General features: G+C 53.1%; 19 protein-coding genes. 1 reads left to right on the top strand and 18 read right to left on the bottom strand.

Features of this window, described 5'->3' with window-relative positions:
* Window positions 1-55 precede the first annotated feature (55 nt).
* On the bottom strand, window positions 56-1609 hold the full coding sequence (locus HY879_03955) for a DEAD/DEAH box helicase (protein ID MBI5602487.1): 1554 nt from the start codon (window positions 1607-1609) through the stop codon (window positions 56-58).
* A 349-nt stretch (window positions 1610-1958) separates the two neighbouring features.
* Entirely contained in the window at window positions 1959-2885 is a 927-nt protein-coding gene (locus HY879_03950) for an amidohydrolase (protein ID MBI5602486.1), read from the bottom strand.
* 206 nt (window positions 2886-3091) lie between these two features.
* Here HY879_03950 and HY879_03945 point away from each other — a divergent pair, with 206 nt between their 5' ends.
* The gene (locus HY879_03945) at window positions 3092-5506 is read left to right on the top strand and encodes a DUF362 domain-containing protein (GenBank protein ID MBI5602485.1); all 2415 of its coding nucleotides are present in this window, start codon (window positions 3092-3094) and stop codon (window positions 5504-5506) included.
* Between the two features lie 110 nt (window positions 5507-5616).
* Here the strand turns inward: HY879_03945 and HY879_03940 are convergent, their stop codons facing one another.
* The 16 genes from HY879_03940 to HY879_03865 all read right to left on the bottom strand — a co-directional run bounded on the left by HY879_03940 (window position 5617) and on the right by HY879_03865 (window position 26781).
* Complete coding sequence (locus HY879_03940) at window positions 5617-7506, bottom strand: hypothetical protein (protein MBI5602484.1); 1890 nt, start codon at window positions 7504-7506, stop codon at window positions 5617-5619.
* Entirely contained in the window at window positions 7503-7742 is a 240-nt protein-coding gene (locus HY879_03935; GenBank protein MBI5602483.1) for a 4Fe-4S binding protein, read from the bottom strand. Before HY879_03935 ends, HY879_03940 begins: the two co-directional genes overlap by 4 nt.
* Before the next feature lie 82 nt (window positions 7743-7824).
* Window positions 7825-8724: an amidohydrolase gene (locus HY879_03930; protein ID MBI5602482.1), complete on the bottom strand. Its 900-nt coding sequence runs from the start codon at window positions 8722-8724 to the stop codon at window positions 7825-7827.
* A 123-nt stretch (window positions 8725-8847) separates the two neighbouring features.
* Window positions 8848-10431 (bottom strand): AMP-binding protein, encoded by a 1584-nt coding sequence (locus HY879_03925; GenBank protein ID MBI5602481.1) that lies wholly within the window; start codon window positions 10429-10431, stop codon window positions 8848-8850.
* A gap of 189 nt (window positions 10432-10620) precedes the next feature.
* Complete coding sequence (locus tag HY879_03920) at window positions 10621-11400, bottom strand: ATPase (GenBank protein MBI5602480.1); 780 nt, start codon at window positions 11398-11400, stop codon at window positions 10621-10623.
* 101 nt (window positions 11401-11501) lie between these two features.
* Window positions 11502-12719: a 2-hydroxyacyl-CoA dehydratase gene (locus HY879_03915; GenBank protein MBI5602479.1), complete on the bottom strand. Its 1218-nt coding sequence runs from the start codon at window positions 12717-12719 to the stop codon at window positions 11502-11504.
* Between the two features lie 75 nt (window positions 12720-12794).
* A complete protein-coding gene (locus HY879_03910; GenBank protein MBI5602478.1) occupies window positions 12795-15377 on the bottom strand; it encodes an FAD-binding oxidoreductase in 2583 nt (860 codons plus the stop codon).
* Between the two features lie 105 nt (window positions 15378-15482).
* On the bottom strand, window positions 15483-15914 hold the full coding sequence (gene gcvH / locus HY879_03905) for a glycine cleavage system protein GcvH (protein ID MBI5602477.1): 432 nt from the start codon (window positions 15912-15914) through the stop codon (window positions 15483-15485).
* Window position 15915: 1 nt separating this feature from the next.
* Window positions 15916-16797, bottom strand: coding sequence for a CoB--CoM heterodisulfide reductase iron-sulfur subunit B family protein (locus tag HY879_03900; protein ID MBI5602476.1), 882 nt, complete (start codon window positions 16795-16797; stop codon window positions 15916-15918).
* Window positions 16798-16907: 110 nt separating this feature from the next.
* Window positions 16908-17375, bottom strand: coding sequence for a 4Fe-4S dicluster domain-containing protein (locus HY879_03895; GenBank protein ID MBI5602475.1), 468 nt, complete (start codon window positions 17373-17375; stop codon window positions 16908-16910).
* A 4-nt stretch (window positions 17376-17379) separates the two neighbouring features.
* Window positions 17380-19038 (bottom strand): hydrogenase iron-sulfur subunit, encoded by a 1659-nt coding sequence (locus HY879_03890; protein MBI5602474.1) that lies wholly within the window; start codon window positions 19036-19038, stop codon window positions 17380-17382.
* Window positions 19035-20081: a CoB--CoM heterodisulfide reductase iron-sulfur subunit A family protein gene (locus HY879_03885; GenBank protein MBI5602473.1), complete on the bottom strand. Its 1047-nt coding sequence runs from the start codon at window positions 20079-20081 to the stop codon at window positions 19035-19037. Before HY879_03885 ends, HY879_03890 begins: the two co-directional genes overlap by 4 nt.
* A 65-nt stretch (window positions 20082-20146) precedes the next feature.
* Window positions 20147-21028 (bottom strand): methylenetetrahydrofolate reductase, encoded by an 882-nt coding sequence (locus tag HY879_03880; GenBank protein ID MBI5602472.1) that lies wholly within the window; start codon window positions 21026-21028, stop codon window positions 20147-20149.
* Window positions 21012-21695, bottom strand: a complete 684-nt coding sequence (locus HY879_03875; GenBank protein MBI5602471.1) for a methylenetetrahydrofolate reductase C-terminal domain-containing protein — start codon at window positions 21693-21695, stop codon at window positions 21012-21014. The genes HY879_03880 and HY879_03875 overlap by 17 nt, the downstream gene beginning before the upstream one ends.
* Before the next feature lie 54 nt (window positions 21696-21749).
* Window positions 21750-22166, bottom strand: a complete 417-nt coding sequence (locus tag HY879_03870) for a hydrogenase iron-sulfur subunit (protein ID MBI5602470.1) — start codon at window positions 22164-22166, stop codon at window positions 21750-21752.
* A 193-nt stretch (window positions 22167-22359) separates the two neighbouring features.
* Entirely contained in the window at window positions 22360-26781 is a 4422-nt protein-coding gene (locus HY879_03865; GenBank protein ID MBI5602469.1) for an FAD-dependent oxidoreductase, read from the bottom strand.
* Window positions 26782-26825 lie beyond the last annotated feature (44 nt).

The following is a 26825-nucleotide window of genomic DNA, read 5'->3' as shown; positions in this document are numbered from 1 at the left end:
GCCCCAGGCCGCTTAATAAGGAATCTATTTTCGTTTTAAAGCCCCTGCCAGTCCTTTACTCCTTTGCTCCAAAGTAACTCGTTTTCTTACTTTTCTTATTCGCAGGCCGTCCCGGGTGATCTGATTTGCCCCTGCGATATTCTACCGCTACACCCCCATCTTGTTTTATCGCGCCCTGCCTGACACCAGAGGAACACTCTTTGATAGGCCCGGTCGCTTGGGTGCTTCCAGGCCGACCTTTTTTTCTGCTTTTATTTATTGAAATGGGCTTCCCTCGACCATAAAAAGCCTGTCTTTCGAGAGGATTCCGGGTTGAGAGTTCTTGCCTTTTTATTCCCAGGCCCTTCATTTGAATCCTTGAATCCCTGACCCGTTGAACCCTGCGAGGGGTTGCCGGGTGAGCACCGTTTTCACGCTTAGGTGATGGCCCCCGCCGGTTGTTCTTCGGCTGGTTATAAGGCCGGGCGAGTGGATAGGCCGGTTCCAATCCGGGAATGATGTGCAGGGGCAAATTCTGTTTCAAATACCGTTCAATGCGATTGATATAGTGGAGATCATTAGGGGAGGCAAAAGAAATAGCAATGCCTGACTCTCCGGCCCTCCCGGTTCTCCCGATCCTGTGGACATAATCTTCGGCAAAACGAGGCAGATCAAAATTGATGATATGACTGATTCCCCTGACGTCAAGACCGCGGGCAGCCACATCTGTAGCCACCAGGAGTCTGATCTTACCACGCCGCATATTCATCATGGTCCGGTTCCGGGCATACTGCGTCATGTCTCCGTGAAGGGCAGCAGCCGAATATCCCTTGGCATTGAGATCGCGGGCCAGGCTATCGGCATCGCATTTGGTTGCCGAAAAGATGATCGCTTTGGTGAGGGCCTTGTCATCACAAAAATGTTGCAATAAGCGGTTCTTGTGCTGCAGATCATCTGCCATAAGTAAGCGTTGTTCGATAGTATCATGAGTGACCTTACCGGGGGCAATTTGAATCCGTTCAGGGTTTTTTATAAACCGTTGGGACATTTTAGTCATGGTCTCACCGACCGTGGCTGCAAACAAAAGGGTCTGGCATTCTGCCGGGACGGCGGCCGAGATCCGCTCCACGTCCTCGATAAAACCCATATCGAGCATACGGTCGGCTTCATCCAGGACAAACAGCTCGAGATGGGACAAGTCGATTCGGCCTCGATTCATAAGATCGAGGAGCCTTCCGGGTGTGGCGATGATCATGTCCGGAGATTTGGACAAGGATCTCATTTGCTCCCTAAAGGGCATGCCGCCGAAAATGGCCAGGCTGCTCACAGACAAATATTTCCCATAGCTGCGGGTGGCCTGAGTCACCTGATCGGCCAGTTCTCTGGTAGGAGTAACCACCAGGACACGTGGGCCGGCTTTCCGAACCGAGGGTTTGTTAGACAAGCCTTGGAGGGCGGGCAAAACGAAAGCCGCGGTCTTGCCGGTACCGGTCTGAGCCGAAACGATCAGGTTGCGTCCTGATAGGGCCTTGGGAATAGCTTGGGCCTGGACCGTAGTGGGAGAGCTATGGCCACATTGAGCCAGGGCCTTAAGAATGGGTGGAATCAATTGTAATTCTTCAAAATTCATTCTCTGAGTCTTTCCTGGGGAGCTTCTAAAACAGATAGTCTGAACCAGAAACTTTGGTTGGGGGTTAGGGTACAATTACAACATGAATAACCAGCGGCGCGGAAGTACCAGATATAGCACAACTTTAGCCGACTGGCCCGAAACATGGTCGCCAAACAAACGTGCTGCTACAGGTAAAAAAAGGACTGAAGGCAAAGGGTCAGTAAGCGACAAAACTTGATGGTAGGTGCAGGGGAATTGATGAAGATCTGCAAATATCCAGCCAAGATTTAAAATAATTACTGAGAATTATACACCAGGAGAATAAAAAAGCAAGATTTTTTATAGTGCTTAAAGAATCAGCAGGCCTTTAAGCCAGACCCAAAACAGAAGCAGCATTTCGGCCCAGGATTCCATCGATTTCCTCCTGGGTAAAGGATATTCCCGCCGGGGCTTTTTCCGGCAATTCTTTCAACAATTGAATCCAGTTTTTGGTGGGCTCAAGGGTCGAGGCAATGGGATTGTCTGTTCCAAATAGAACCTTTGTGGATCCGGTGTAATCCAGGATATCACGAAGTTCCCGGCAAAAAAGGGTATAATGGGCCAGGGCATAGTGGTCCCACATGGCCAGATCCCCATAGAGATTCGGCTGCTGGGCGGCCAGGGCGGCCCAGGGACGCCAATTAATCTGTCCCATATGGGCGGCGATTATCTTAAGCTCCGGGAAATCAACCGCCAGATCGGTCAGCAGCATGGGGTCGGCAAACTTATTTCTGGAGGGCGGACTTAAGGGACCGGTATGGGTGAGCAGGACACCCTGGTAGTCGGCCAGAATCTCCAGAAGTTTATACGATTCAGGGCCGCCGGGATCATAGCCGTCATCAGGGTGGTATTTCAGGCCCTTGATACCAAATTCCTCAAAACACTGCTTCAGCATATCAGGTGCCTCGGGTCTTCTGGGGTCCACCCCGGCCAGGGCCATGACCCGGCCCGGGTTTTTTCGGGCTATTTCAGCGATCATCTTATTGCCCCGCTGCATATTTTCCGGTTTGAGCAGGGCAATAGCGGCGTTGTCCACCATGCAGATCAGGGTCAGGTCGATTCCGGCATCCTCCATGATGCCCATTAAGCGTTCTCCCGTCGGGTCCGGCCAGGTGGCCATGGCCTTTTTAATAACGGCTTCCGGGTCAACCGCTTTCCCCATGGCTTTGGCCAACCGGATAGCCCAGCCGGTCAAATTCCTGACCATTTTTTCCGAAAGCTTGGGAAATAAATGATAATGCACATCGATGATCATTCGATTCTCCTTTATGAAGTCTCCTTTATGGCCAAAGAGCATTAAGGGTACCAGAAGTGCAGTCCGAAGGCAAGGGTCTGCCCGACAGAATTAGATAAATAATTTCTTGACAAGGATTTCAAAAAACCTTTTTATATCAGGCAAGCAATTGGGGCCCATCCGGCTTTAGAGGCCGTTCTCGTCAATAATCACAGGAGATAACAAAAATGAAAGCGCAGAAAGAAGATTGGATTCATTCCGCCGTAGGCGATGGCCTGCTTGACGGAAAGGGTTCGGCCGTGGCCGTGGCCCGGATGGAGGTTGAAAAATCTTACAAAGGCATAGACCTCCTGCTCGGGAAATTCATCCGCGACTCGGACCAAACGGCCTGGAAGGAGATTAAGACCAGGATCGATTATACCTATAAGAACCTGGATGGGGCCCTCTCCGCCTTGGAGAAGGAAGAGGGCTTTCTGGCCGTCATAAAGAAACGTCTTGGACAGGGACAGAAGCTGCTCTGCAAACCGAACCTGGTGAGCGCGGAAAATATCGACCCTTATCATTTCGGACCTACGGCCGGCAGCAGCGGTAATACGGAATGGCCCTTTGTGGCCGCAGTGATGCGGTGGTTTCATGACCGGGCAGGCATCAGTTTCTATCAGATGAGTCTGGGCGAGGCGGCCACGGCCCTGTCCAGCGTGGCTGCCAATTATCGTTATGTCAAGAAGACCGGAAGACCGGTGACCACCGAAGCGGTCATGGAAGGACGGTCCGATGATTTTTACGGGGGTTGGGGGTTTTATTTTGTCCGCAAATACCTGGCCGAAGCCTCCGATCCTTCCCTGGGGGATGATCCCATGAGAGGTCTGGAAGAAAGCCAGGCCGGGATCTACCTTCCCCCCGGAGCGGTGGAGGATAAGCTCATGGTCTATGACCTGAACCGTATTTGCGACGACCCTTCCAAGGGCAGGGAGATCCCCGTCCCGGCAGGTGAAAATTTCCAGTCTCTCTTCCTCCACAAGGTCATTGTCGGAGGGGACCCGGCCGATCCGGCTGACCGGGCCCTTTATCCGGGGTGTATCCTCATCAACCTCCCCAGGCTCAAGGTCCATGCCCAGGCCCTCTTCACCAATGTGATCAAAAACCTGGGCATCGGACTCTATCCCATGGAAGTCTCCCGAACGGAAAGTTGCGCCTGGGAGTACGCCACCCCCCACCGGGCCATCCCGGGGATGAAGGGCGGTATTCCCCATCAGGTCTGGGTCCCGGAGATGGATCCCACAACCTGCCTGCCGAAGAAAGGCCCCGATGGGGATTACAGGGTACAAAAGACCGGTGGCCTTACCGGCACCATGATCGACATCATCGCCGCCGTGGCCGGACAGGACATTTTCATGCTCCACATTGTCGATGCCATTGAGGGAATCAACCGGGACCACCAGGGGATCGGTCTGGGCGTCAAGGTGCCGGACGGCCTGGTGATGGCCGGCCTGGACCCGGTAGCCACGGACCTTTGCTGCGCCCGCTATATGTTCAGCAATGTGGGACTCAAAGAGGCCGAAGGGACCGGGCTGGAAGACGGGGCCGGCGGCCGTTTTCCCCAGGCGGTTCCGGTGCCCGTATTCGACGGCAAGACCATCCTCACCCAGGGGGGATACGATTCCCCTTTGAGCCGGGATGCCTGTTTGGCCCGGGCCGAAAAGCGCGGTCTCGGAAAGCGTTCTTATTATGCGGTCGGCCAGGACGGGATATCCGGTCTGCCCCTAGCCTCCTTTCGGGGACGCATTGGATTGGTGGAAGGGGATACCTTTAAGGAGATTTTCACCAAAGCCCTCTACTCCGACATCTATAAGATGCCCTGGGACCTGCAGAAGACTTTTTTCGCTTACCTCACGGCCGTGGATCAATTAGAGGGGTCTTCTTTAAAAAGCGGTTTTCTCGAGGCCTTTGACGAAACCAGGGACGGCACCGTGACCTACGAAGAATATGGGAAAAAGGGACTCTACGGACCGACCATGATTTTAGGGGGACTGGCCTTGAGCACCAAAGGGGGGGCCGATGAATCGGAATCTTTCCGGGCCTTCTATGCCCTGATGGCCACTTCCCTGAGATGTTCCAACCCCCGCTGGAATCCCGAGGGTCACCATTTTACCAGGGAACAGGTATACGGCTCGGTGGCTGTGGTGGCCCAGATGATGTCTCAGTCCGCAAAAAAACAGGAAGATCCTTTCTTCCCGGGTCTACTGTGGGGGAAGGGAAAGTGGCCGAGTTATTCTCTGGCCTATGACCGGTATATCAAACAAATCGTCTACGGCTGGAAGTACCCGGCCAAAATCGGGATTTCCAGTCTTTATGGCAGCGTCTGCGCCTTTGCCGACTTTCGGCAGAACGGCCGGAGGTTCGTCGGGTCCCTTCGCGGTGTTCCGGATCCGGAAGCGGCCCAGAAATATGTCGAGGCCGTCCGAAACAAAGACATGGCTCCCCTGAATTTTACCTTTTTCGTTCCGCCCGGCTATGCCGGGCAGGACCTTCCCAACGTTCAGGAAAGCGCCGACCCGGGTCAGGTGTTTACGGTGCTCTTCGAAGGGGGAAGATTGAAATGGCCCGACGTGCGCACCCAGGATTTGGAGATCGACCGGTAACGGGCTTAGTGCCCCCTCCCCCGTTTTTCGGACCCGGTTGACTGGGGAGCAGGCGATAGTTGCAGTTTATTTACCGCAATAAGGTCTGTGACAAGTGGCAACAAAAAAGACTAAGAAGCGGCGGGGGCTAAGGCGAAACATTCCCTAATGTCCAATTCTTCGAGCCTGGCCCGGGTGGGAATCCCTGTTGTTCTATCCCAGCCCTGCTCATCATAGTAATCCTCGATCATGGCCCCTGCTTCTTCAATGGTCAAGGGCTGTTCGGAGCAATAATCCTTAAAGCCCGGTGTTTTGAACCATTGTTCGGGCAGGGCATCATAATCTCTCCCAAATCCCTCCCGCACATTGGCCATACGAAGCAAGGTCCAGGAACGGTCCACTCTTCTCCGAAGGGCCTCCGGATCGGTTTCGATGCCGGTGACCGCTTCATAAAACCGGGCGCACAAGGGGGCATTGTAAAAACGGTTGATTTGGCCCCTGGCGCAGATGCCGAGGGCACCCAGGATACTGAACCAGGCGTGGGAATATTTAAGAAGCCGTCCCACCTTGATCTCCTTAACCGAATCTCCCGATCCTTTGCTTGGGAGAATCCTTTCCATGGCTTCTTTAGGGACCCCCATGCGTGTAAGGTGCTTGGGAAAGACCTCCAGGGGTCTTTTGGCAAAATAGGTCGGTGAGCCGCCGGCCCCTACGTGAGGACCCCGGGGGTCCAATACCTGACCCAACTCCATGGTGCCGAAGAGGTCCCAGGGCAAGGCAGCCCCCGGTCCGGCGTAGGGATGCATGCCCTTAACCAGGGCCGGGGCACAGGCCCTGGCATCCTGGCCAAAGGCATTTAGAAGGCCCTTGAAGCCTTCGGCCAGGATTTCACCCAGGCCTTCCCTTCGAACAATCAATGCGGCCCAGGTTTCCATGGAATTCAACGAGCCGGTTCGGATCGGGACCGGCAGGCTTTCAGGAGGGATGACCCCTTGTTCGCCAAGGGCCTGCGCCATGGTCATAAGGCCGAAAAATTCGAACATGTCCAGGCCGTACCGATCCAGTGTGGCGGTGCACTTGATGGCCTCCCGGTAATCCTTGAATCCATAATTCATGGGAGTCAAAAGGTTGATCGCCGAGCTGGAATGGGCCAGAAATCCCTGATGCTCCCCATCCTGGATCCTGATGATGTCTTTACAGCCGGTTGGGCAGGATACGCAGGCCACCCGTCTTTCTTTGATTTTCTGGTAGACTTCCGGGGGAATAAAGGGAAAGGCCTTGATCAACCCCAGGTCTTGCCATTCCTTAAGATAGGGATATTCACGGATGGATTTTAAAAAATCCCTTAGAAGTCCCTGGTACTCCTTCCTATGGGCCACCCTTACCTCGCCCGTACCTTGAACCACGACGGCCTTAAGGTTCTTGGAACCCATGACGGCGCCGAAACCGCCCCGCCCCAAGGTGGACAGGCGGTTGACATAGGCCATGGAAAAGGGGATCAGGGCCTCCCCGGCCTGACCGATGCTGAGGATCCCGGCGGGCCAGGGCATCTCTTTCCAGAGGCTTTCACAGGTCTCCTCCACGTCCTTTCCCCAAAGGTGGCGGGCATCACGGATTTCTATGTTTTCATCGATGATGCTCAGATATACCGGTCTATCCGCCCGGCCTTCTATGATGATGTGGTCAAAGCCGGCGTTCTTGAGCTGGTATCCGAAGGTCACCCCGCCCGCGCCACACCAGCCGATGGTGCCGCTGGCCGGCAGTTTTGTGACCCCGTAGACCCGTGAGGCGGATGGAAGATTGGTTCCCACCAGGGGGCCGGCCCCCAGGAGGATGGGATTTTGGGGGGAAAGGGCCTCTGATCGAGGCTGGATTTTGTCATAGGCCAGCTTGATGGTTAAACCCAGACCGCCGACGAACTTCTCGGCCAGGCCCCAATCCAAAGGTTCCTGATGGATGATTTCCCGGGTCAGGTCTACATGCAGGATCTTTCCGGCAAAGCCTCCTCGGTCCCTGGTCATGGGGCCACCTCCTTCCGGATCTTTTCAATGGCTCCGTAATAACAGTGATCCGCACAAACCCCGCATCCCTCACAGTCATCGGCGAACGAAATGGTGCACCCCGTTCCGGATAGGTCAACCCGTATCCTGGACCGGGAAGGATTAAAGGCCTTGGTATAAAGCTCGGAACAGGCCAACCGGCAGCGAAGACAGGCGGTGCATCTTTCCGAAAAAATCTCAAAAGAATACTTTCCCATAAATCATCCTCTGGTCAGAGTTGATTACCCTTTCCTCTTGAAGATCAAGGCAGAGGTTTTTTATAAGGTAATATAAGTTGGATTAAGAAGAATCGTCAAGAAGAAAGCCGAAAAAATTTTCGGCGCTTTTTTTCAGGATCCATTCCAGAGTATCCGGCGGCAGCCCCGAGGCCTTCAAATGCTTGAGCTCCCGGTCCCAGGCATAAGGGATGTTGGGGAAATCGGATCCGTACATGATCCGATCCACCCTGAAATCTCTCAGATCAACCGGGTCCTTTAAAGGGAAATAATCGGCCATGATCATGGTCGTGTCCAGCCAGAGGTGGTCGTATTTCTCAATCAGGTTCTTATAAGCGGAGAACTCATCAAACCCCAAATGGGGCACGCAGATTTTTAATCCGGAAAAATTCTTAAGGACCCTCTCCAGCTTCTCGGCACTGCATATTAGATGGGGATCGCAACGGTAGGCCGTGCTTTTAGGCTCCCGGCCGACATGCATGACCAGGGGCTTCCCCTCTGACGCACATAGATCGTAAATCACCGCCATCGCTTCGGAGTCCATGTCAAAACACTGGACATGGGCGTGCAGCTTCACCCCCTTTAAGCCGTTATCGAAGGCTTCCTTGAGGATTTGGGCGGCATCCTTTTCCCCGGGAAAGACCGTGGCCAGGCCGGAAACCCTGCCGGGGAACTCCTGACATTTTTTCACCAGGTAGCGATTCAACATGAGGGAAATGCCGGGCTTGTGGGCATATTGCAGGGCGATTACCTGACTCACACCGCGGGACAGGAGGGTTTCCAATACCCCAGAGGTGGTCAACCGGTAGCGGATAGGCCAGGCATTTTGATCAAACCAGGCCCAGATGGCCGAAAATATATTGTCGGGAAAGACATGGACATGGGCATCAATGACCGTTGGGAGTCCCTCCGGAACGGTTTCTCCTTCCGGATCATCCAGGCCTTTAAGATCAGGGCTTAACATTACTTTATTGCTTCACCTAAAGGGTTACCAATAATCTTATCCATGATTTTATTCTTAAAAACAAGGGGGAGGTTGAATGGGCATCCAAACCTCCCCTTACTTATTCCTCTCGGCCCGCTTGCCTTATCCCTGGTCACTCCATTTCCCGTATTTTTCCCTCAAGATCCGGTGCAGGATCTTGCCGGTTCCGGTGCGGGGCATTTCGGCATCACTGATAAAATCCAGGGTTTTGGGCTTTTTAAAACCGGCGATCTTGCCTTTGCAGTGATCCATGATCTCCTTGGCCAGATCCGGTGAACTCTTGTAGCCTTCATGGAGGATCACGATAGCCTTGATGGCCTCACCCCATTTCTTGTCCGGTATGCCGATAACGGCCACATCCTTCACCGCCGGGTGGCTGCCCACCACATTTTCCACTTCGGAAGGATAGACATTCTCTCCTCCGGTAATGATCATATTGGCCTTCCGATCCACCAGGGCGTAATAGCCGTCTTCATCGCGACGGACCATGTCCCCGGCAGAAGACCAGCCGTTGTCAAAGGCTTCTTCGGTCTTTTCCGGTGCCTTCCAGTATTCGGTGAAAAGCATGGGGGTCCGGTAAAAAAGCTCCCCCACCTGGCCATCCGGCACCGGCTGACGATTTTCATCCAAAATCCGGATCCGGTCGGTTCCGAAAATTTCACGGCCGATGGAACCTAATTTTTTGAATTGGTCTTCCGGTCGGAGCAGGGTCACCAGACCGCCCTCGGTGGACCCGTAGGCTTCCCACAGTTCGGCATTTTTAAAATATTCCATAATAGCCAGTTTGAGTTCTTTCCGGGCCGGAGCCGAAGAAATCAGGAGCTGCCGGATAGATGAGACATCAAGGCTTTTTTTAATCTCCTCGGGCAGGGACAGGATCATGATGTAATGGGTAGGCACCAGAGAGGTGAAGGTGATCTTGTATTGATCAATGGTGCGCAGGAGATCCTCCGGGTCGAAGGAAACCATGTTGTAGACAAAAACCGGGGCCGTTAACAGGGTAAAGGGGAAAGAATAGAAAATGGAATTGACATGGCACATGGGCATAACCAGCATCACCTTGTCGGTAGTCCGGGTCCCCATGTTGATATTGTTCAGGTAATACTGGGCCAGATAGCTCTCGTGGGACCGGACCACCCCTTTGGGACGGCCGGTGGTCCCGGAGGTGTACATAAAGGTCCAGGGATCAGCGGCATCAACCAGATAATCCGATTCTTCCGGGGAGGATTGGGACAACCAGTCTTCATAGCCCACATACCCGCCCGGCACAGGACCATCCCCCAAAAAAACATAGGCATTTTCAGGAATGGCCAGTTTGTTTTTGATCCCGTTGATCAGTTCGACAAAGGGCTCTTCGACGATCAACCCTTTACATTCCGAATGATTGACGATAAATTCTATGTCCGGTCCGGCCAACCGGAACATCAGGGGGACGACGATCTGTCCGCCCTTGGCCGCCCCGGCATAGATATCCATCCACTCCCCCCGGTTATAAGCCAGGACCCCGAAACGGTCTTTGGGTTGCACTCCCAGATTTCTAAGACCGTTGGCCAATCGGCAGGAGCGATCGTTCCATTGTTTAAAGGTAAACTCCTTGGATTTATCCTGCCATCCCAGCTTGTCCGGAAAGTTGATGGCATTCATCTTGAGTATCGTTCCCATTGGCATCCAGTTACTTTTGGTCATGATCTCTCCTCCTTTTCGTTTCGGGAAAATAAATTAGGACGCCGATTTTCGCCGATAGCCGCAGATAATAAATATTCTATTCGTTCTTTATATTCAAAATCTTGGCAATCTGCACGATCGGCCTTTTGCCGATCCGAGTTCATCTGCGTCCAAAGACAAATTTTTATACTATTTAATTATCCGCGTTCACTACTTGTTTGTAAACGTTTCCCGGGCAAACAAAGCGGCCCCGATGGCCCCGGTAAGCTGTGGATACCTGGGAACCCAGACCGGCCGATGAAGGTGCTCTTCCAATATAACCTTCAAATAAGGATTATAGGCCACCACCCCTCCGGTTATCACAACGTGTTCACTTAAAAGATCCATTTCCAAAACCCGTTTGATGACCGACAAAAACAAACCTTTGACGATATCGGCCACTTTTTTCCCATGGCGGATCTTTTCCAAAACCTCGGTAGCCGTAAAAACCGTGCAAAAACTCCCCAGCTCAACCGCCTCCCGGGATTGCCGGGCCAGATCATTCAAATCTTCCAAAGGGATATTCAGCCGCAAGGCCATCTCTTCCAAAAAAGCACCGGTCCCGGCTGCACATTTTCGATTCATTTTGAAATTGATCCGCCGGCCTTTTTCATCTAATTGAATGACCTTATTATCCTGGCCCCCGATATCGATTATGGTTATGGCTTCCGGAAAATAATAATAACACCCCCGGGCATGACAACTGATTTCGGTCTTGTCTCCGTCGGTGTAACCGACATTTTTCCGCCCATATCCGGTGGATATGGTTTTTATCTCTTTTGGGTTTACGGCCAGCCCGGCCTGGCGCAGGGCCTGTTTCAGGCAGGCTTCGGCAACAGCGGCAAAATCGGTTCCCGACCGTTGAACCGACCAGCCCAATAGGTTTTTCTCCTGGCCCATGAGAACCACCTTAGTGGTAGACGAGCCTACATCGACACCGGCGTAAATCATATAAAAACTCTTTTGGCGCAAGGCGCAGGGCACAAGGCACAAGGGTTAGACCTTTTAATTTCCCCGTTTTTACCTTGAGCCTTACGCCTTGTACCTTTCTTTTATCTTTCTTCCAACTGTTCAATAAAGGCCTCAATCTGGGTTTTGGCCTGTTCTTCGGAATAACAACGCAAATCGCATAAATCTCCGTTAATCGTCAGGGTGGACAGGCCTAATTTTTTGGCCAGCCTCTCGGGCATGCCGTACCGATTATTGGAGTTGTTGGGACAGGTCTTGGCATCGTGAAAGAGGATCCCATCGAATTTAAAAAGTTGATGACAGCTTTCAATATACCGTTCCTTATAAGCCTCGTCCCTGACAATAAACAGCTCGGTATAAGCCCGGCCCATGCTTTCAAAGGGCTCATCGGGGTCGAGCTGATCGAAGATCCAGCTATTGCAATAGGTCGAGGCCACCACGCAGGTTTTCAACGAGGCCAGCAGTTCGGATAAAGGACGAAGTTTTCCCCAGATCGGCATACCTTCCCAGTAGAGGCGGTGTCTCTCTCCATCTACGGCCGCGACACCATCTGCGATCCTTTGTTTTAATTCGGGTATTAAGGTCTGATAATAATCCACCGCCTCCTGGGTGCCTCTGGCCACAACCGCCGGTGCCATGTGGATGGTGGCATCAAAAAAGGTCCAGGGCGATGGGACGGCCGCAGCGGTTTCCAGGGTGGCCCGCCAGAGTCGGGAACAATCCCTGGATAACCGTACCGTTTCTTTAAACCGGTCCATATCGAATTTCCGGCCGCTGACTGCTTCCAGGGTCGGGATCAAGCCTTTAATCTGCTCGGCAATATCCTGAATTTCGTATTGGGTGATGGTCCCGATGTTTCGAAAAGAATGGACCCCGATCAAAGGGACCTTCAGTTCCCGGGCATACCAGGAAAACCAGTCCTTCACGTCCCGGCATTGGTTGGTATTGTAAACCAGCACATCGGGCTTGGGAACGGATTGTATCCCATAAGCCTTTTGTAGGGGGGTCGTCTTCTTGAGATAAGACCCAATATCGCAGGTCAGATACGAACAAATATCCGGGGAATAGCCGAGGGCATTGGTCGACGGGATAAAATCCGTGGCCATCCGGGTGGCCCCCAGCATGGCCCCGTGGTTTTCCGGAAAGTAAACCAAAAAACCCATGCCCCGCAAGAGCTCGGCCGGACCGACACTGGTGCACCAGGCGATCTTCGGATTTCCCTCTTTGGCGGCCCGATCCATATCCAGAAAATGATCGGCCATGATTTTTTTGAGTAGTTTGGATGATTGAAATTCTTTCATAGTTGATCCTTTTGGGTTAGACAGGATTAACAGGATTTTATTAATCCGGTAAATCCTGTCAGAAGTGAATTGCTTTTAGGCCAAGGCATTGGCAATGACCTCGGTGATGTCCTTAACTTTGATTTTTCCCTTCTTCTCTTTCCGCAGACGGGCCGCCCCCTGGGTCAAATTGCTCTTGCAGGAGGGGCAGGCGGAAACGATCACCTCAGCACCGACTTCCAATGCCTGGAGGACCCGCTGGTAGGCAATCTCCTGACTAAGGGGGTTGTCAAAACCCTTAACCCCACCCCCGCTGCCGCAGCACTTGGCTAAGAGGCGATTCATCTTAAATTCATTGAGTTGTACGCCGGGGATTTGTTTTAAGATATCCCGGGGCTCTTCAAAGACCTGCATGTGACGCCCAAGATCGCAGGGATCATGATAAGCCACGACCATGGGGCTGCTCTCCTTCAAAGGGATCTTCCCCTGGCCCATCAGTTCTTTCAGATAAGTGACCACATGGTGGACCTTGATATCCCCTGCCCCGCCGTAAGCCGGATAAAGCTTGGACAGGGTCCGGAAACAGCCAGGACAACTGGTGACGATCTCCTTGACCCCCAGGTCGGCAAACTTTTGAGTATTGGCCTGAACACATTTCCTGAAATCTTCCTCGGCCCCCACCAGGTAGCTCAAATAACCGCAACAGTCTTCTTCCTGTCCCAGGGCCGAATAGGAGATGCCGGCCTTATCCAGGATGGTCATCAAATTGGGGATCAGGTTGATATCCTGGTAAGACCCCACACAGCTGCCGAAGAGCAGGACCTCGGCGCCTTTTTGGGCCGGTATAAAGCCAGCCGGGAAGACATCGGTCCTTTTCTCCCTGGGCTCCCCGAAGGGGTTGCCGTACTGGGCGATGCTCTTCCCGCTGCTCTGAAATACCGGCGGAAGAAGTCCGCTGTCCACCAACCGTTTACGGGCCGCCTGGACGATATCGGCCACTTCCACTCTGGAAGGACAGGTGAACTTGCAGTTCAAGCAGTTCGTGCATTGAAAAAGACGGGTGGCCATTTCTTCCGAGGGTTGCAGTCGGCCGCTCATCAGACTAAAGGCCATCAGTACCCGGCCCCGGGCATTCATGGATTCGAGGCCGGTCTGGCCGTAAGTTGGACAGCCGCCCCGGCAGAATCCGCACTGGATACAGGCCAGGATCTCATTATCGATTTTTTCACCGAAGCTCTGCCGGTCTTCCGGGTGCTCCACCAGGTGGGCGAAGGCGAACTGGTCGAAGATATCCAGGATACTGTCCTGAAAACCCATTTTACCCGGATTGAGGATATTTCCCGGATCCAGGGTCTGCTTGATCCCTTCCATGACCTCCAGGCTGTTGCCCAGCTCGGTCTTAATATAAGGCGATTTGGCCATTCCCAGACCGTGCTCAGCGGTCAGAGTGCCATTGAATTTCAGGGTAAGGTCCACAAAACCCTGGGCGACCTTTCGCATGGTCTCCCACTCCTCTTGCTTCCGCACATCGATAATGATAACGGCATGCAGATTACCGTCGCCGATATGACCGAAGGTGGCCACAGGGATATTATTTTTCCGGCCCACCTCCTGGATGGCGGCGATCGTGGCCGGGATCTGGCTGATGGGCACGCCGAAATCCTCCACGATAGGCATGAGCCTGTAGCCGGGCTTGATCCGCGACAGGGAGGGCGTCAAACCCTGTCGGGCGGACCACATAACCAGCCGCTTGGCCGGATCATCGGACCATTCATTTCCCAGCCCTCCCGCCTCCTGGCAGATGACGTCGATCCGGGTAATGTAATCCTGAACCTCTAATTTGTGGCCGTCGATTTCAATGAACAGAATACATTTAACTTCAGGAGCAAACTCGAGATTCATGGCCTGTTTGACCACCTCGATCGACATGTCGTCCAGGATTTCGCAGGAAGACGGGCGGATCCCCGAGGTCAGCATCTTTTCCACGGCATCACCGGCCGCCTTCACAGAGGGGAAGGTGGCCTTGGCAAAGGCGATATAAGGCGGCTTGGCCAGGATTTTCAAAGTGGCCGCGGTGATGATGCCCAGGGTCCCCTCGGAAGAGGCGAACAGATGGGTCAGGTCATAACCGGCGGCGGTCTTCGGCGCCAGGGAGCCGGTATGAATAACCCGGCCGTCAGCCAGCACCACCTCCAACCCCATGACGTAGTCCCGGGTGGTCCCGTACTTGACGGCCCGCACCCCGCTGGCGTTACAGGCGATCATCCCTCCGACCGTGCAGATTGGTGCGCTGCCCGGATCGGGAGGGAAAAAGTGGGTGGGTTCCAATTGGGCATTCAGGGCGTTGCAGACGATCCCCGGTTCGACAATCACATACCGGTCATTTTTATTGAGCTCTTTGATCTTGTTCATCCGGGAAAGGTCCAGCAGGATACCGCCCTTAGAGGCCAGGGACGCGCCGGTCACACTGGTCCCGGCCCCCCGGGGCGTCACCGGAATTTTGTGTGCCCCGGCTATTCGCACTACACCGACCACCTCTTCGGTCGTACGGGCGAAAACGATGGCTTCCGGAAACCCCTCGTGAACCGACAGATCCCTGGAGACACTGAAACAATCAATTTTCCCGGTATGGACATTATCCTCACCAACGATGGCCTTTAACTCTTCAATGTATCCCATGACAGCACTCCTTTATCGCGGGCGCAAGGCACAAGGCGCAAGGTTCAAGGAAAATCTTCTTCTTTTTTTACCTTACGCCTTGTGCCCTGCGCCTTGCGCCTGATTTTATTTGTTCATCAAATCCTTAACCCTGGCCATCTCGGCTTCAATAAAGGGTTTCAATTCCGAAGCCGGCATCAGATTCCCTTTTTCCGCCTCCAGATTTTCCGGAGCGATTTGACAGATCCAGCCCTGATCATAGGGGGATGAATTGATCAATTCCGGCTCATCTTCCAGGGCTTCATTGACCACCGTCACCTTTCCGGAAAAAACAGCGTAGATCCGCCCCACCCATTTCCCGGATTCGATGGAACCAAAGGGTTTCCCCTGCTGAACCTTCTGGCCCTCTTCGGGGATTTCCACATACCCGATATCACCGGCCAGTTTCTGCGCAAAATCCGTTGTCCCCATCACGACCTGGTCTCCATCGATGCGGGCCCAGAAGTGGTTTTTATCATACCATAAATCATCCGGAAAAAAATAGCCTTCGATCTCCATGTCAGACCTCCTTGTCAAAATATTTTAAGAATTCCTTGTCTTTGATTCGATTCAACTTAAATCCGAGTTCATCCGGCCCGGCCCCCAGGGCCAACCCTAAAAGCTGGGGATAGTAAAGGACCGGCACTTTCAATTTTTGTTCCAGTTTCTTCTCTATTTTTTTCTGCTGGCCTTCAAACATGACATTACAAAAGGGGCAGATCAAGACCAAACCAGTGGCCCCTAAACGGTTCACCTCCGCCAGCTTCTGCCCGGCCAGGGTATTGGCCAGATCTTCCTTGGCCCCTAAAATACTCCCGCCACAGCAGTTAAGCAAGGTTTCGTAGGCCAGGGCCTCGGCCCCGGTTGCCTCGATCAACCGGCTTAAGGATTGGGGGGTTTCCACCGGGTCAATCCCGCCGGCGGTCTCGGCCGGTTTGAAATAATGACACCCGTAATGGGGGGCAAAGCTAAAACCGGTCAAAGGCCGTACGATCTTCTCTTTTATCTTTTCAAGCCCCAGATCCTCATAGAGGATGCGGATGAAATGTTTGACTTCCCCGGTCCCTTGGTATTCCAGACCCAATACCTTCAGGCGGTCATTAACCTGTTCTTTTAACGGGCTGTTGTGTCTGAGCAGGTGATCGGCTTCGCTTAAGGAGCCCCCGCAGGCACTGCATAAGGTGCAGACCGGCAAAGCGGCCTGCTCGGCCAGGGCCAGATTGGCGGCAGCAATCACCAACGATTCAAAAAAATTGATCGATTTCAGAGGAAAGCCGCAACACTGGAACGCTTCCAGATCGACCAACTCCATCCCCAATTTCCGGGCCACCAGGCGGGCGGATAGCTCGTAATTCAGATTCCGGACCGGGACCGTACAGCCTAAAAAGAATGCATATTTCATATCAGATTTAAACATCCCTGTTTTTATTCAACCATCTTTTGGGGCACAGTCTTATGTAGCACAGCCGCCCCCGGCTGTGATATTTTAATAAACCGTTACCACTTCGATTATTATCCTAAGAGCTTCTTATATTCCTCCGGGTTTCCCATTATCTTCGGCAGCCCCAGTTCCTGACGTTTCTCATTTTCAAAATCCCCCACCTCATACATCCGACCCTGCTGACTGAGTAAATTCCGGGCCGCTCCCATACCGGGCGGGGCCAGGCCTTTGCGGACGGCCAGGTTGCGCAAGGCGAAGATGACTTCCGTAAAATTAACCTTCTGGGGGCAGGATTCCTGACAGGTATAACAGGTCGAACAGTGCCAGAGGAATTCTTCTTTGAGCAAGGCCTCTTCCATGCCTAACAAGATCATACGGATGATCTTTCTCGGGTTATACTCCGGCTCGATTTTTTCTACGGGGCAGCGGGCCGAGCAGACCCCGCAGGAAAAACATTTTTTGATGTGTTCCCCCCCCAATTCCCGGGCTAACCGGTGCTTAAAATCGGGGTCTAATTTTTTCAGGTCAATACGATCCATCGTTCTATTTCGGATTGCGGATTGCGGATTGCGGAATTTTGGATTCGCTTAGTTCATCCATAAATTCCCCGATAATTTCCTTTAAATACCAAACCATGTTGCTCGATAAATTGTTAAAACGGATCTTTTCCGGATTGAGGCCCGCCTCTTCCACATAATGCCGGGCCTCCTGGATACGCTCCCGGGCGTAAGTATTCCCGTGTAAGGATTTACAATTTTCTTCCGGACAGGCCAGAACCAGCACCCCATCGGCCCCCATACTCAAGGCTTTCAGTATATAATCGGGGTCCAGCTTTCCGGCACAGGGCAGTGCAATAAATTCGATTTCACCTTGTATCTTATACCTTGTACCTTGCACCTCTTCGTTGTCGCTTTGAACTTTGAGCTTTGAGCTTTGAGCTTCCTCCCAGGCCCTCCCGGCCGACCGCTGACAACCGAAAATAACCATCCTGACCAGACCGGTTTCCATTTGCTCCCATCTTTCCTGGAGGGCCGCTAATTTCAGCTCCACCTCCTGATCGGAAAAACCGGCGATTTGTATAGCATCCATGGGGCATTCACTGGCACAGATGCCGCAACGCCGGCAGGCCAGAGGGTGGATAAAAACCCGGTGGGTAAAGCCTATGGCCTGATGGGGACAGTAGCGGAGACAGGTTAGACAGATGGTGCAAAGCCCCTTATCAACCGTAACCTCCCGGTCCATCTGGTCTGAAATCCGGCCTTCAAAAAAATGATGGATCGACAACGCCGCGGCCCGGGCTTCTTCCAAACAGGCTTGAGGGACCATGGGGCCTTTTCCCGGACCGGCGATAAATATCCCCTCCCGCTTTGAGGCCTGGGGCAGCAGGTGAACATTGGCCGGCTGAAGGAAACCCATTCCATCCATCCCGATTTGAGCGGAAACAGCCAATTCCCGGATTTCCCGGGGCAGCACCTGGAGGGGTTCAATAACCAGAAGATCGGGCTTTAATTCAAAAGGCTGTCCTAACACGGCATCTTCAAATTCCAAGCCGATCGATTCTCCAATCCTGACCATTTCCGGCCCTGCCCCATCAAACTTGAAAAAAATCACCCCTTCGTCCCGGCAAGTCTGGTAGAGCCTCTCCATCCCCTCTTCGGCCACCTTGATATGACGGCAAAAGATATAAACTTGTGATTGATATTCCTTTCGAATCTTTAAGGCCAGCCAAAAGATCCTGGCCATTTCGGCCACGTTTCCTTCGTCCTGTAACCCAACCAGGAAGGCAATATAAGAAGAAGAACTGAAGGCCGGATAGGCCGAAGGAGACTGGCCCGCTGGAACCAATTCTTCCATTCCATGGGGTGAAGGTGAGGGGGAAAGAAGTTCAACCAGGCCATCAATACCTATGATTTGATCGGAAGCGGTCAAGGAATAGACATCTGGTTTGGGTTCAGCAACCAACTCAGGAGCAAAAACAATGGCGCCTACAGCCTCAGTCCATTGCTTTTGTCCGGATTTAAATTGCACCTGGAAGTCCCCGGCAAAACCTTCGATCCGCAGCAATGGCCTTTGGTCATCGGGATCGACCGACAGTACCTCATAGCCTAAGGAAATCAGTTGTGCGGCCGTTTCCTGGGCCGTCAGTCCCTTCCCCAGGATGAGCACCCTGGGAATCTTTTTAAATTCTTCCAGGGGAATCACTGGTTCGACCTCGTTTTCAAATAATCGGCCACTTCTTCGGCGGCCTGATAGGCCTGGGAAATGCTTCGCTCGATGCCTTTAGGCCCTTGAACAGTGCCGGCAAAAAAAATCCCTTCCGGCCGGAAGGAAGACCCTTCGTCTTTACTCAGGAAACCATCGGGCGTTAGTGAAATTCCCAATCGTTGCGCTAAAAACAAATGGTCCGGCCCGGGTCTGATGCCGATGGAGAGCACGGCCAGATCAAAGGCTTGTTTTTGACTGCCGGCCCCGGTCTCCTTCTGGAAGGTTAAGACGGCCTGATCGTTCTCCCCCTTTTGTATTTCGCCGGGAATGGAACGGACAAAAGTTATTTGCTTTCGGCTTTGTTCCATAAAGAGGGGGAAATTCTGGCCGAAGGTCTGGATGTCCATATAAAAAACAGTGACGGCCATCTCCGGATTCTTATGCTTGATCAGGTTGGCCAGGCGCAGGGCATAACCGCAGCAAACCTGAGAACAATAGGGATGTCCTGAATGAAGGTCTCTGCTGCCGACACATTGAATAAAGGCTATGGACTGGGGGATGGTCCGATCGGATGGTCTGACGATGTTCCCGGTGTCTTTAAGTTGTCTTTCCAGATCTAACCCGGTCAGGACATTGGGCAAGGTTTTATACCGATACTGGGGTTTGTCTTCAGCCCTGAAGGGGGTAAAACCGGTTGCCAGGAGAAGGGCCTGGGCCCTTCCCTCGCCGCCCCCCCCAGGGCGGCTATAAGTATAGAGAAATTCCTTGGCTTCCATCTTTAATGCGGTTAACTCGGTTTGCAAATGAATCTCAATAAAGGGTTCTTTAGTCAAGGCCGCCAGGGCATCATTTATAAGACAGGCACCGCATTGCTGGCAGGCTTCTGTGGCCTTACAACAAAAATTCCGGGCCATTCCTCCCAGGGCCTCTGATTTTTCGATCAGTTCCACTGGTATATTCAAACGGCCAAGGGCCAGGGCAGCCGTTAGGCCGGCAATGCCGCCGCCGAGGATGAGTACTTTGGAATTAGTGGGATTCACCTTGTAATTATTTCCTTCTGCATTTCAAAGTCCTCACTCCGAACTCCGAACTCAAAACTCCGAACTTAAATGAGCTCCACAATCCGCTCTTCATCGCCGTTAAGCATCAAATGGACCCCCTGGAAGCGGCCGTCTTTTTTTATCTCTTCAATCAGCCTGACCGTGTGGGACATCATCCCGGCCTGAAATTCTCCCGAACTTAAGGTCCGAAATTTTTTCATAACAGTCTCGGGAATATATAGACCGGGGTATTTGCCGGGGGCATATTCCCGCATCCGGGTCTCATTTAACAAACAAACCGAGGCCAGTAAAGGGGTTTTCCGGTCAGGTCTCTTCTCTTTAAAGAATTCCTCTACACCGGCCAGATCAAAAATCGGATGACTCATAAAAAAATGGGCCCCGGCCTGCACCTTTTTCCTAAACTTCAAAACCTGAGGCAGGATCGGGTTGCCGGCCAGCGTCACCGCGGCGCCGATGGTGAATGAAGGGGATGGCCCTTCAACCCCATTCCCGGAAAGGTTCTTATTTTCATTCAGCAGGGAAATGGCCCGGATCAACTGAACGGAATCCAGATCATAAACCGGTTTGGTTTCCGGGTGGTCGCCCCAGGTGATATAATCACCGGTTACGGCTAATATATTTTGAATGCCGAGCCCCACGGCCGCCAAAAGATCGGATTGCAAGGCCAGGCGATTACGGTCCCGGCAGGTGATGGTCATGACCGGTTCGATGCCCTGATCCAGGAGATAACGGCAAAATCCGATGGGGGCCATGTGCATTCGGGCCTGCGGATTATCGGAAACCACTACGGCCTGTACCTTGTCTTTAAGGAGATCCATTATCTTTTTTGCTTTTGTTGGATCGGTTCCCTTCGGCGGATCCAACTCGCAGGTCACCATAAAAGTCCCGGATCGTAATCCTTCGGCAAACTTATTTGGACCCGGCATGATACCTCCTCAGATAAGCCGGATGATGGACCTTTCCGGGTTTGGTCCGGCGGCGAAAGTCAGCGGGAGGGCGCATGGATTCGATCTGGGTGAGCCGTCCTTCCCTGGCCAGCCGATCATAGATGGAAACCCAGGCACATGACCGCTCAGGGTCCACTTCACATTTTCCCTCGATCATGCCTCCGCAGGGACCGTTATTAAGCCCCTTGGTGCAGGTGGTTCGGGGACAGATCCCGCCGGTCACGGCCAGCAGGCAGTCACCGCAGGCCCGACAGCGCTCGGTCCATAATCCTGCCGCCTCGGCCACGCCGATAAAGGTTGTATTTACCCCTGGGAAAACCGCCTTTTCAGAGTAGGTTTCGGCCAAAAACTGGACTCCGGCACCGCAGGCCAAAGAAAGTAGACAATCGGTGTCTTTGACTTTGTCCCGAATCATCTCCAGGAATTCCCGATCACATTGACGTTCCAGGGTTTCTTCCGTTATATGCACCTTTTTCTGGTCTATTCCAAAACTCATCTTGAGCTGGCTGGCTAAGAGACCGACCTCTTTTTTCCCCCCGGCCAGACAAACGGCCACACAGGTCCCGCAACCCACAACCAGAATATTTTGATAAGGCGTTAAACTCTTTTTGATTTCTTCAAAAGGTTTACGACTGGCAATGATCATTCAAAATCCTTTACCTATGAAAAATATTATCTAATAGGATCCTGTTAATCCTGTCTAATATCTTTTAAGTGGGTTCGCCCCCAGATCCCTGGCCCTGTTGGTCATCTCCGTCACGGCTTTGGCCCAGGCCGGAGCATCGGAGGCCCCGATGTGGAACATCTCGAGTCGCCCGGGTTCCAGACCGATTTCTTTCAACAGTTCTTTAGCATATTCCACTCGTTCTTTGGCTCTTAGATTTCCTTCCAGGAAATGGCAGTCGCCGATTTCTCAGCCGCCGACCAGGATGGCATCAGCCCCTTTTTCAAAGACTTTCAAGATGTGCTGAATATCGATCTTGCCGGTACAAAGATATTTGACAATCCGCACATTCCAGGGATATTGCAATCTCATGGACCCGGCCATATCAGCCGCCGTATAGGTACAATAGGTACAGACCATGGCAATGATTTTAGGTTCGAATGATTCAAACATAATAAATTAACGGTGCAAGGTACATGGTTCAAGGTTCAAGGTAAAACCAACCGTGTGTCTTACACCTTCCCCCAATAGTTAGCCCAGGTTCAAGATGTCAGGTTTAAATGGGTTGATTGACGCACACTGAACATTTAATGTTCGCCGAACGGTTTTACCTTACACCTTATACCTTGTACCTTACACCTTTCTTTCAACACGCCTCCAATAAAGCTATAAACTGTTCGTCCTTGGAATGGCCTACCTGAATGGCCCCCTGGGGACAGGCCGTGGCGCAGTTCCCGCATCCCTGGCAGGCGGCCGGGTTCATTTCAGCAAAATGGCGTTCATTGATCATGGGAACCCCAAAAGGACACACCCGGACACAGGTCAGACAAGCGATGCATAACTCTTCATCCACCACAGCCGTCTTACCGCCGACCTGAATCTGTTTCTGGCCCAGGATCGTGGCTGACCGGGCTGCGGCCCCTTTAGCCTGGACAATGCTTTCTTCCAGGGATTTAGGGCCGTGCCCCAGACCGCAGAGAAACATCCCGGCATTGGCAAAGTCCAAGGGTCTCAGTTTAATATGAGCCTCCAGGAAAAAACCATCGGCATCCAGCGGGAGTTTCAGCGTTGTGGCCAGATTTTTAATTTCCGGGGCCGGGCGTATGGCCGCTGAAAGGGCCAGATAATCCGGCCTAAGGATGAGGTAGGCTTTAAGGCTTTGGTCCATAACCGTGACCTTCAAGCCGCCTCCTTCTTCCACGACTTCGGGTTTGACTTCAAAATCAAAGCGGATAAACCGGACGCCGGCCTCCCTGGCCTGTTTATAATAGAGCTCTTTCCGGCCGTACGTCCGCATATCCCGGTACAGGATAATAACCTCGGTTTTCGGGCTGATTTCCTTGATCCTTAAGGCATTGGCCACCGCCGTGGAACAACAAACCCGACTGCAGTAGGGATGCTCTTCTTCCCGGGAACCCACACATTGGATCATGACGACCTGCTTAGCCCCCTGGATTTTTTCCGGTTGCTGAAAAAGCCAGTCCTGGAATTCCAGTTGGGTGACCACACCGGGATGCTTCCCAAACAGATACTCTTTCGGCAGATACTCCGAGGCCCCGGTTGCCACAATAGCCACGCCGTGGTCAATCGAGACCTTTTCCCCGTTTTTTGCAATAGTACTCGTAAATTGGCCGATAGACCCTTTCATGTCCAGGACCTGGCTTTCGGTATAGACCTGAATCCCGGCATGTTCGGTTACCTGTTTAATCAACCGGCCCACATAATCCTGCACACCCCTTTCTTCCAGGGTCTGATGCAGTCTCAAAGCCTGGCCACCCAACCGATCGGATTGTTCGATCAGGCAGGTCTCGAATCCCTGTTCGGCCAGGTTGAGGGCCGCCGTCATCCCGGCCACACCCCCGCCTAGGACCAGGCCCTTTTGGATTACATCGAGCGGACGGTCATAAAGGGATTCCAAACGCCCGGCCCGGGCCACGGCCATGCGCACCAGATCCTTGGCCTTTTCCGTGGCCAGCCCCGGTTCGCTCTGATGGACCCAGGAGCATTGGTCACGGATATTGGCCATCTCAAAGAGGTATTTATTCAGTCCGGCCTTGCGCAGCGTATCTTGAAATAAACCTTCGTGGGTCCGGGGGGAACAGGAGGCCACGATAACCCGGTTCAAGCCCTGTTCTTTTATGATTTGCTGCATCCGTTCCTGGCTGTCCGTCGAACAGGTAAAAAGGAAGTGATCGGCATAAACAACCTGGGGCAGGGTTTTGGCATATTCCGTCACCTGATCCACATCCACCACCCCGGCGATATTGATGCCGCAATGGCAGATCAGCACCCCGATCTTCGGTTCTTCCCCGGCCACCGTCCGTTCTTCCGGAAAGACCAATTCCCTGATCTTCGTGCCCCGGGCCCCCGAGAGCAAGGCGGCCGCTTCCCCGGCTGCACCGCTGGCCTGGGTTACCGTCTCCGGAATATCCTTGGGGTTTTGAAAGACACCGCTGGCAAAAATTCCCGGTTGAGAAGTTCCCAGCGCATTAAAAGGCGGCGCCTGGCTGAAACCAAAGCGATCGGTCCGGATATCTAATATCCGGGCGAGCTGCCGGGATTCGGAATGGGGCTTGAGGCCTACCGAAAGGATTACCAGGTCGAATTCCTCATTCTGGAAAGCATTGTTCTCATCAATATAGGAGATGATTAAATCGTGGGTCTTGGGATGCTCCACCACCCGGGAAATCATACTGCGCACATAGCGGACCCCATGCTCATGCCTGGCCCGTTCATAATAACGGTCAAAGCCTTTGCCTTGGGCCCTCAGGTCGATAAAAAAAATCGTCGGTTCCAGAGAAGGCAAATGTTCTTTGGCAATAACGGCCTGCTTGGTAGCAACCATACAGCAGACATAGGAACAGTAATCCTGGTTGATGGAGGCATCCCTGGAGCCGACACACTGGATCCAGGCCACCCTCCGGGGTTCCTGAGCGTCTGAAGGCCGCTGGATATGACCCATAAAGGGACCGGAGGCCGAAAGGAGGCGTTCGAATTCCAAACTGGTCAAGACATTGGGATATCGGCCGTAACCGTATTCTCCTTTAAGACGGGCATCAAAGATTTCAAACCCGGGAGATAAAATAACCGCCCCCACCTGAAGAGAAATATCCTCTCCTTTCATGGCATGATCGATAGCCCCGGGCTTGCAGGCCTCGAGGCATTGATAGCACTCGGAACAGATTCCGCAGGCCAGACAGCGGGCCGCTTCCGTCCGGGCTTCCTCTTCGGTCATGACCTGGACCACTTCTTCAAATCGGGTCCGGCGTCTGTTGGGATCGGTTCGCCGGGGTTTACAACGAGGGGATTTGGCTATACCCTGAATATCCGGCCGGGCCGGTTCGAAAATTTTCTCCCGGTCCGCGGCCAGATCCTTCCCTTGTAAAAAACGATCAATGGAAAGAGCCGCTTCCTTGCCTGCGGCTATGGCCTCGATAACCGTCTTTGGCCCGGAAACCGCATCTCCACCGGCAAAAACCCAGGGAAGGTCGGTCTGAAAGGTAACCGGATCGACCTCCAGGGTCCCAAAGGGAGAAACCTTAACGCCTGCTGGAAGCTTCAGCTTTTCCATCTCTGGTTGTTGGCTGACGGCCGTAATCACCCCGTCTACGGGAATCGTAAAAAGGGAACCTTCGATGGGTACCGGTCTCCGTCGGCCCGAGGCATCCGGATCACCCAACTCCATTTTAAGACATTCAATGGCTTTAAGCTTGCCCCCTTCATCTCCAATAAATTTCATCGGGGCGGTCAGGTAATGGATGGACACCCCTTCCTCAAGGGCCTCTTCAATTTCTTCTTCGTAGGCCGGCATTTCCTCCCGGGTCCGCCGGTAAAGGACCATGGCCTCTTCGGCCCCCATCCTCAGGGCGGTCCGTACGGAATCGATGGCCACATTGCCGCCGCCTATGACGGCTATCTTTTTCCCCAACGATTTCTGTTGACCCAGGGCTGTCCGCCTGAGGAAATCCACTCCGGCCACCACACCTTCCAGGTCTTCCCCTTCAAGCCCTAAACGAATCCCTTGATGGGCCCCGACACCGATAAAAACGGCCTCAAATCCCTTCTCTTTGAGATCTGCCAGAGTATGATCAGGCCCAATTGGTGCATTCAAATGAATTCGGACCCCCAGGCCTTCAATGGCCTTAATTTCCCTTGCCACCACCTCTTTGGGCAAGCGGTAGGTGGGAATCCCGACGGTCAACATGCCCCCGGCCACGGGCAAGGCCTCAAAAACCTCTACGGAATATCCCTGTAAAGTTAGATAATAGGCGCAGGTCAGCCCGGCCGGCCCGGAGCCAACAACGGCTATCTTCCGGGGCTTTTTCCCTTCCACCAGGGGAAGCCTTACCGGTTCTTGATTTCTCTCATAATCGGCCACAAAGCGCTTGAGGTCCCGGATGGCTACCGAGGCATCCACCTCTTGTCGCAAACAGGCTTCTTCGCAGGGATGGGTACAAACATAACCGCAGACAAAAGGCAGGGGGTTTTCCTGCCGAATGAGATTCAGGGCTTCGGCAAACTTTCCCTGGGCAATCAGGGCCACATAGCCCTGGACGCTGATGTGAGCCGGGCAGGCGGCCTTGCAGGGAGAGGTACCCCGCCGGTCGATGGCAAAGGCCGAAGGTACGGCTTGTGGAAAATGTCGGTAAATGGCCTTCCGGCGGTTGAGCCCAAGATTAAAATCGGCCGGGACTTCGACGGGACAGGCCTTAATACATTCTCCGCATCCGGTGCAGGCCTCTTCCTTGATCAATCGGGGTTCCCGATATAAAGCAACGGTAAAATTCCCCGGTTCTCCCTCGATCCCTTTTATCCGGGTCCGGGTTATAATTTCGATATTGGGGTTACCGGCTACTTCGATCAATTTAGGGGAAATCATACAAGTGGAACAGTCGTTGGTCGGAAAGGTCTTGTCCAACTGGGCCATAACCCCGCCAATGCTGATGTTCTTCTCTACCAGATAGACCTTAAAGCCCGCATTGGCCAGATCCAGGGCCGATTGCATGCCGGATATACCGGCCCCGGCAATTAATACGGCTCCAATTTTATGGTCTACGGTTTGATTCATGGGAGTTAGTACGAAAAAAACGTTCGGCGTTAAGCGTTCGGCGT

This window comes from Deltaproteobacteria bacterium, assembly GCA_016219225.1.
Lineage (GTDB): Bacteria > Desulfobacterota > RBG-13-43-22 > RBG-13-43-22 > RBG-13-43-22 > RBG-13-43-22.
This window is presented reverse-complemented; position numbering and strand designations above follow the sequence as displayed.

Excerpts from the sequence above, each read along its gene's own strand:
- HY879_03935 (MBI5602483.1), bottom strand. The coding sequence starts at position 7,742 with ATGGGAAAGTATTCTTTTGAGATTTTTTCGGAAAGATGCACCGCCTGT.
- HY879_03925 (MBI5602481.1), bottom strand. The coding sequence starts at position 10,431 with ATGACCAAAAGTAACTGGATGCCAATGGGAACGATACTCAAGATGAAT.
- HY879_03910 (MBI5602478.1), bottom strand. The coding sequence starts at position 15,377 with ATGGGATACATTGAAGAGTTAAAGGCCATCGTTGGTGAGGATAATGTC.
- HY879_03945 (MBI5602485.1), top strand. The coding sequence starts at position 3,092 with ATGAAAGCGCAGAAAGAAGATTGGATTCATTCCGCCGTAGGCGATGGC.
- HY879_03955 (MBI5602487.1), bottom strand. The coding sequence starts at position 1,609 with ATGAATTTTGAAGAATTACAATTGATTCCACCCATTCTTAAGGCCCTG.
- HY879_03950 (MBI5602486.1), bottom strand. The coding sequence starts at position 2,885 with ATGATCATCGATGTGCATTATCATTTATTTCCCAAGCTTTCGGAAAAA.
- HY879_03930 (MBI5602482.1), bottom strand. The coding sequence starts at position 8,724 with ATGTTAAGCCCTGATCTTAAAGGCCTGGATGATCCGGAAGGAGAAACC.
- HY879_03880 (MBI5602472.1), bottom strand. The coding sequence starts at position 21,028 with ATGCCGGGTCCAAATAAGTTTGCCGAAGGATTACGATCCGGGACTTTT.
- HY879_03900 (MBI5602476.1), bottom strand. The coding sequence starts at position 16,797 with ATGAAATATGCATTCTTTTTAGGCTGTACGGTCCCGGTCCGGAATCTG.
- gcvH (MBI5602477.1), bottom strand. The coding sequence starts at position 15,914 with ATGGAGATCGAAGGCTATTTTTTTCCGGATGATTTATGGTATGATAAA.
- HY879_03940 (MBI5602484.1), bottom strand. The coding sequence starts at position 7,506 with ATGACCAGGGACCGAGGAGGCTTTGCCGGAAAGATCCTGCATGTAGAC.
- HY879_03920 (MBI5602480.1), bottom strand. The coding sequence starts at position 11,400 with ATGATTTACGCCGGTGTCGATGTAGGCTCGTCTACCACTAAGGTGGTT.
- HY879_03865 (MBI5602469.1), bottom strand. The coding sequence starts at position 26,781 with ATGAATCAAACCGTAGACCATAAAATTGGAGCCGTATTAATTGCCGGG.
- HY879_03915 (MBI5602479.1), bottom strand. The coding sequence starts at position 12,719 with ATGAAAGAATTTCAATCATCCAAACTACTCAAAAAAATCATGGCCGAT.
- HY879_03895 (MBI5602475.1), bottom strand. The coding sequence starts at position 17,375 with ATGGATCGTATTGACCTGAAAAAATTAGACCCCGATTTTAAGCACCGG.
- HY879_03875 (MBI5602471.1), bottom strand. The coding sequence starts at position 21,695 with ATGATCATTGCCAGTCGTAAACCTTTTGAAGAAATCAAAAAGAGTTTA.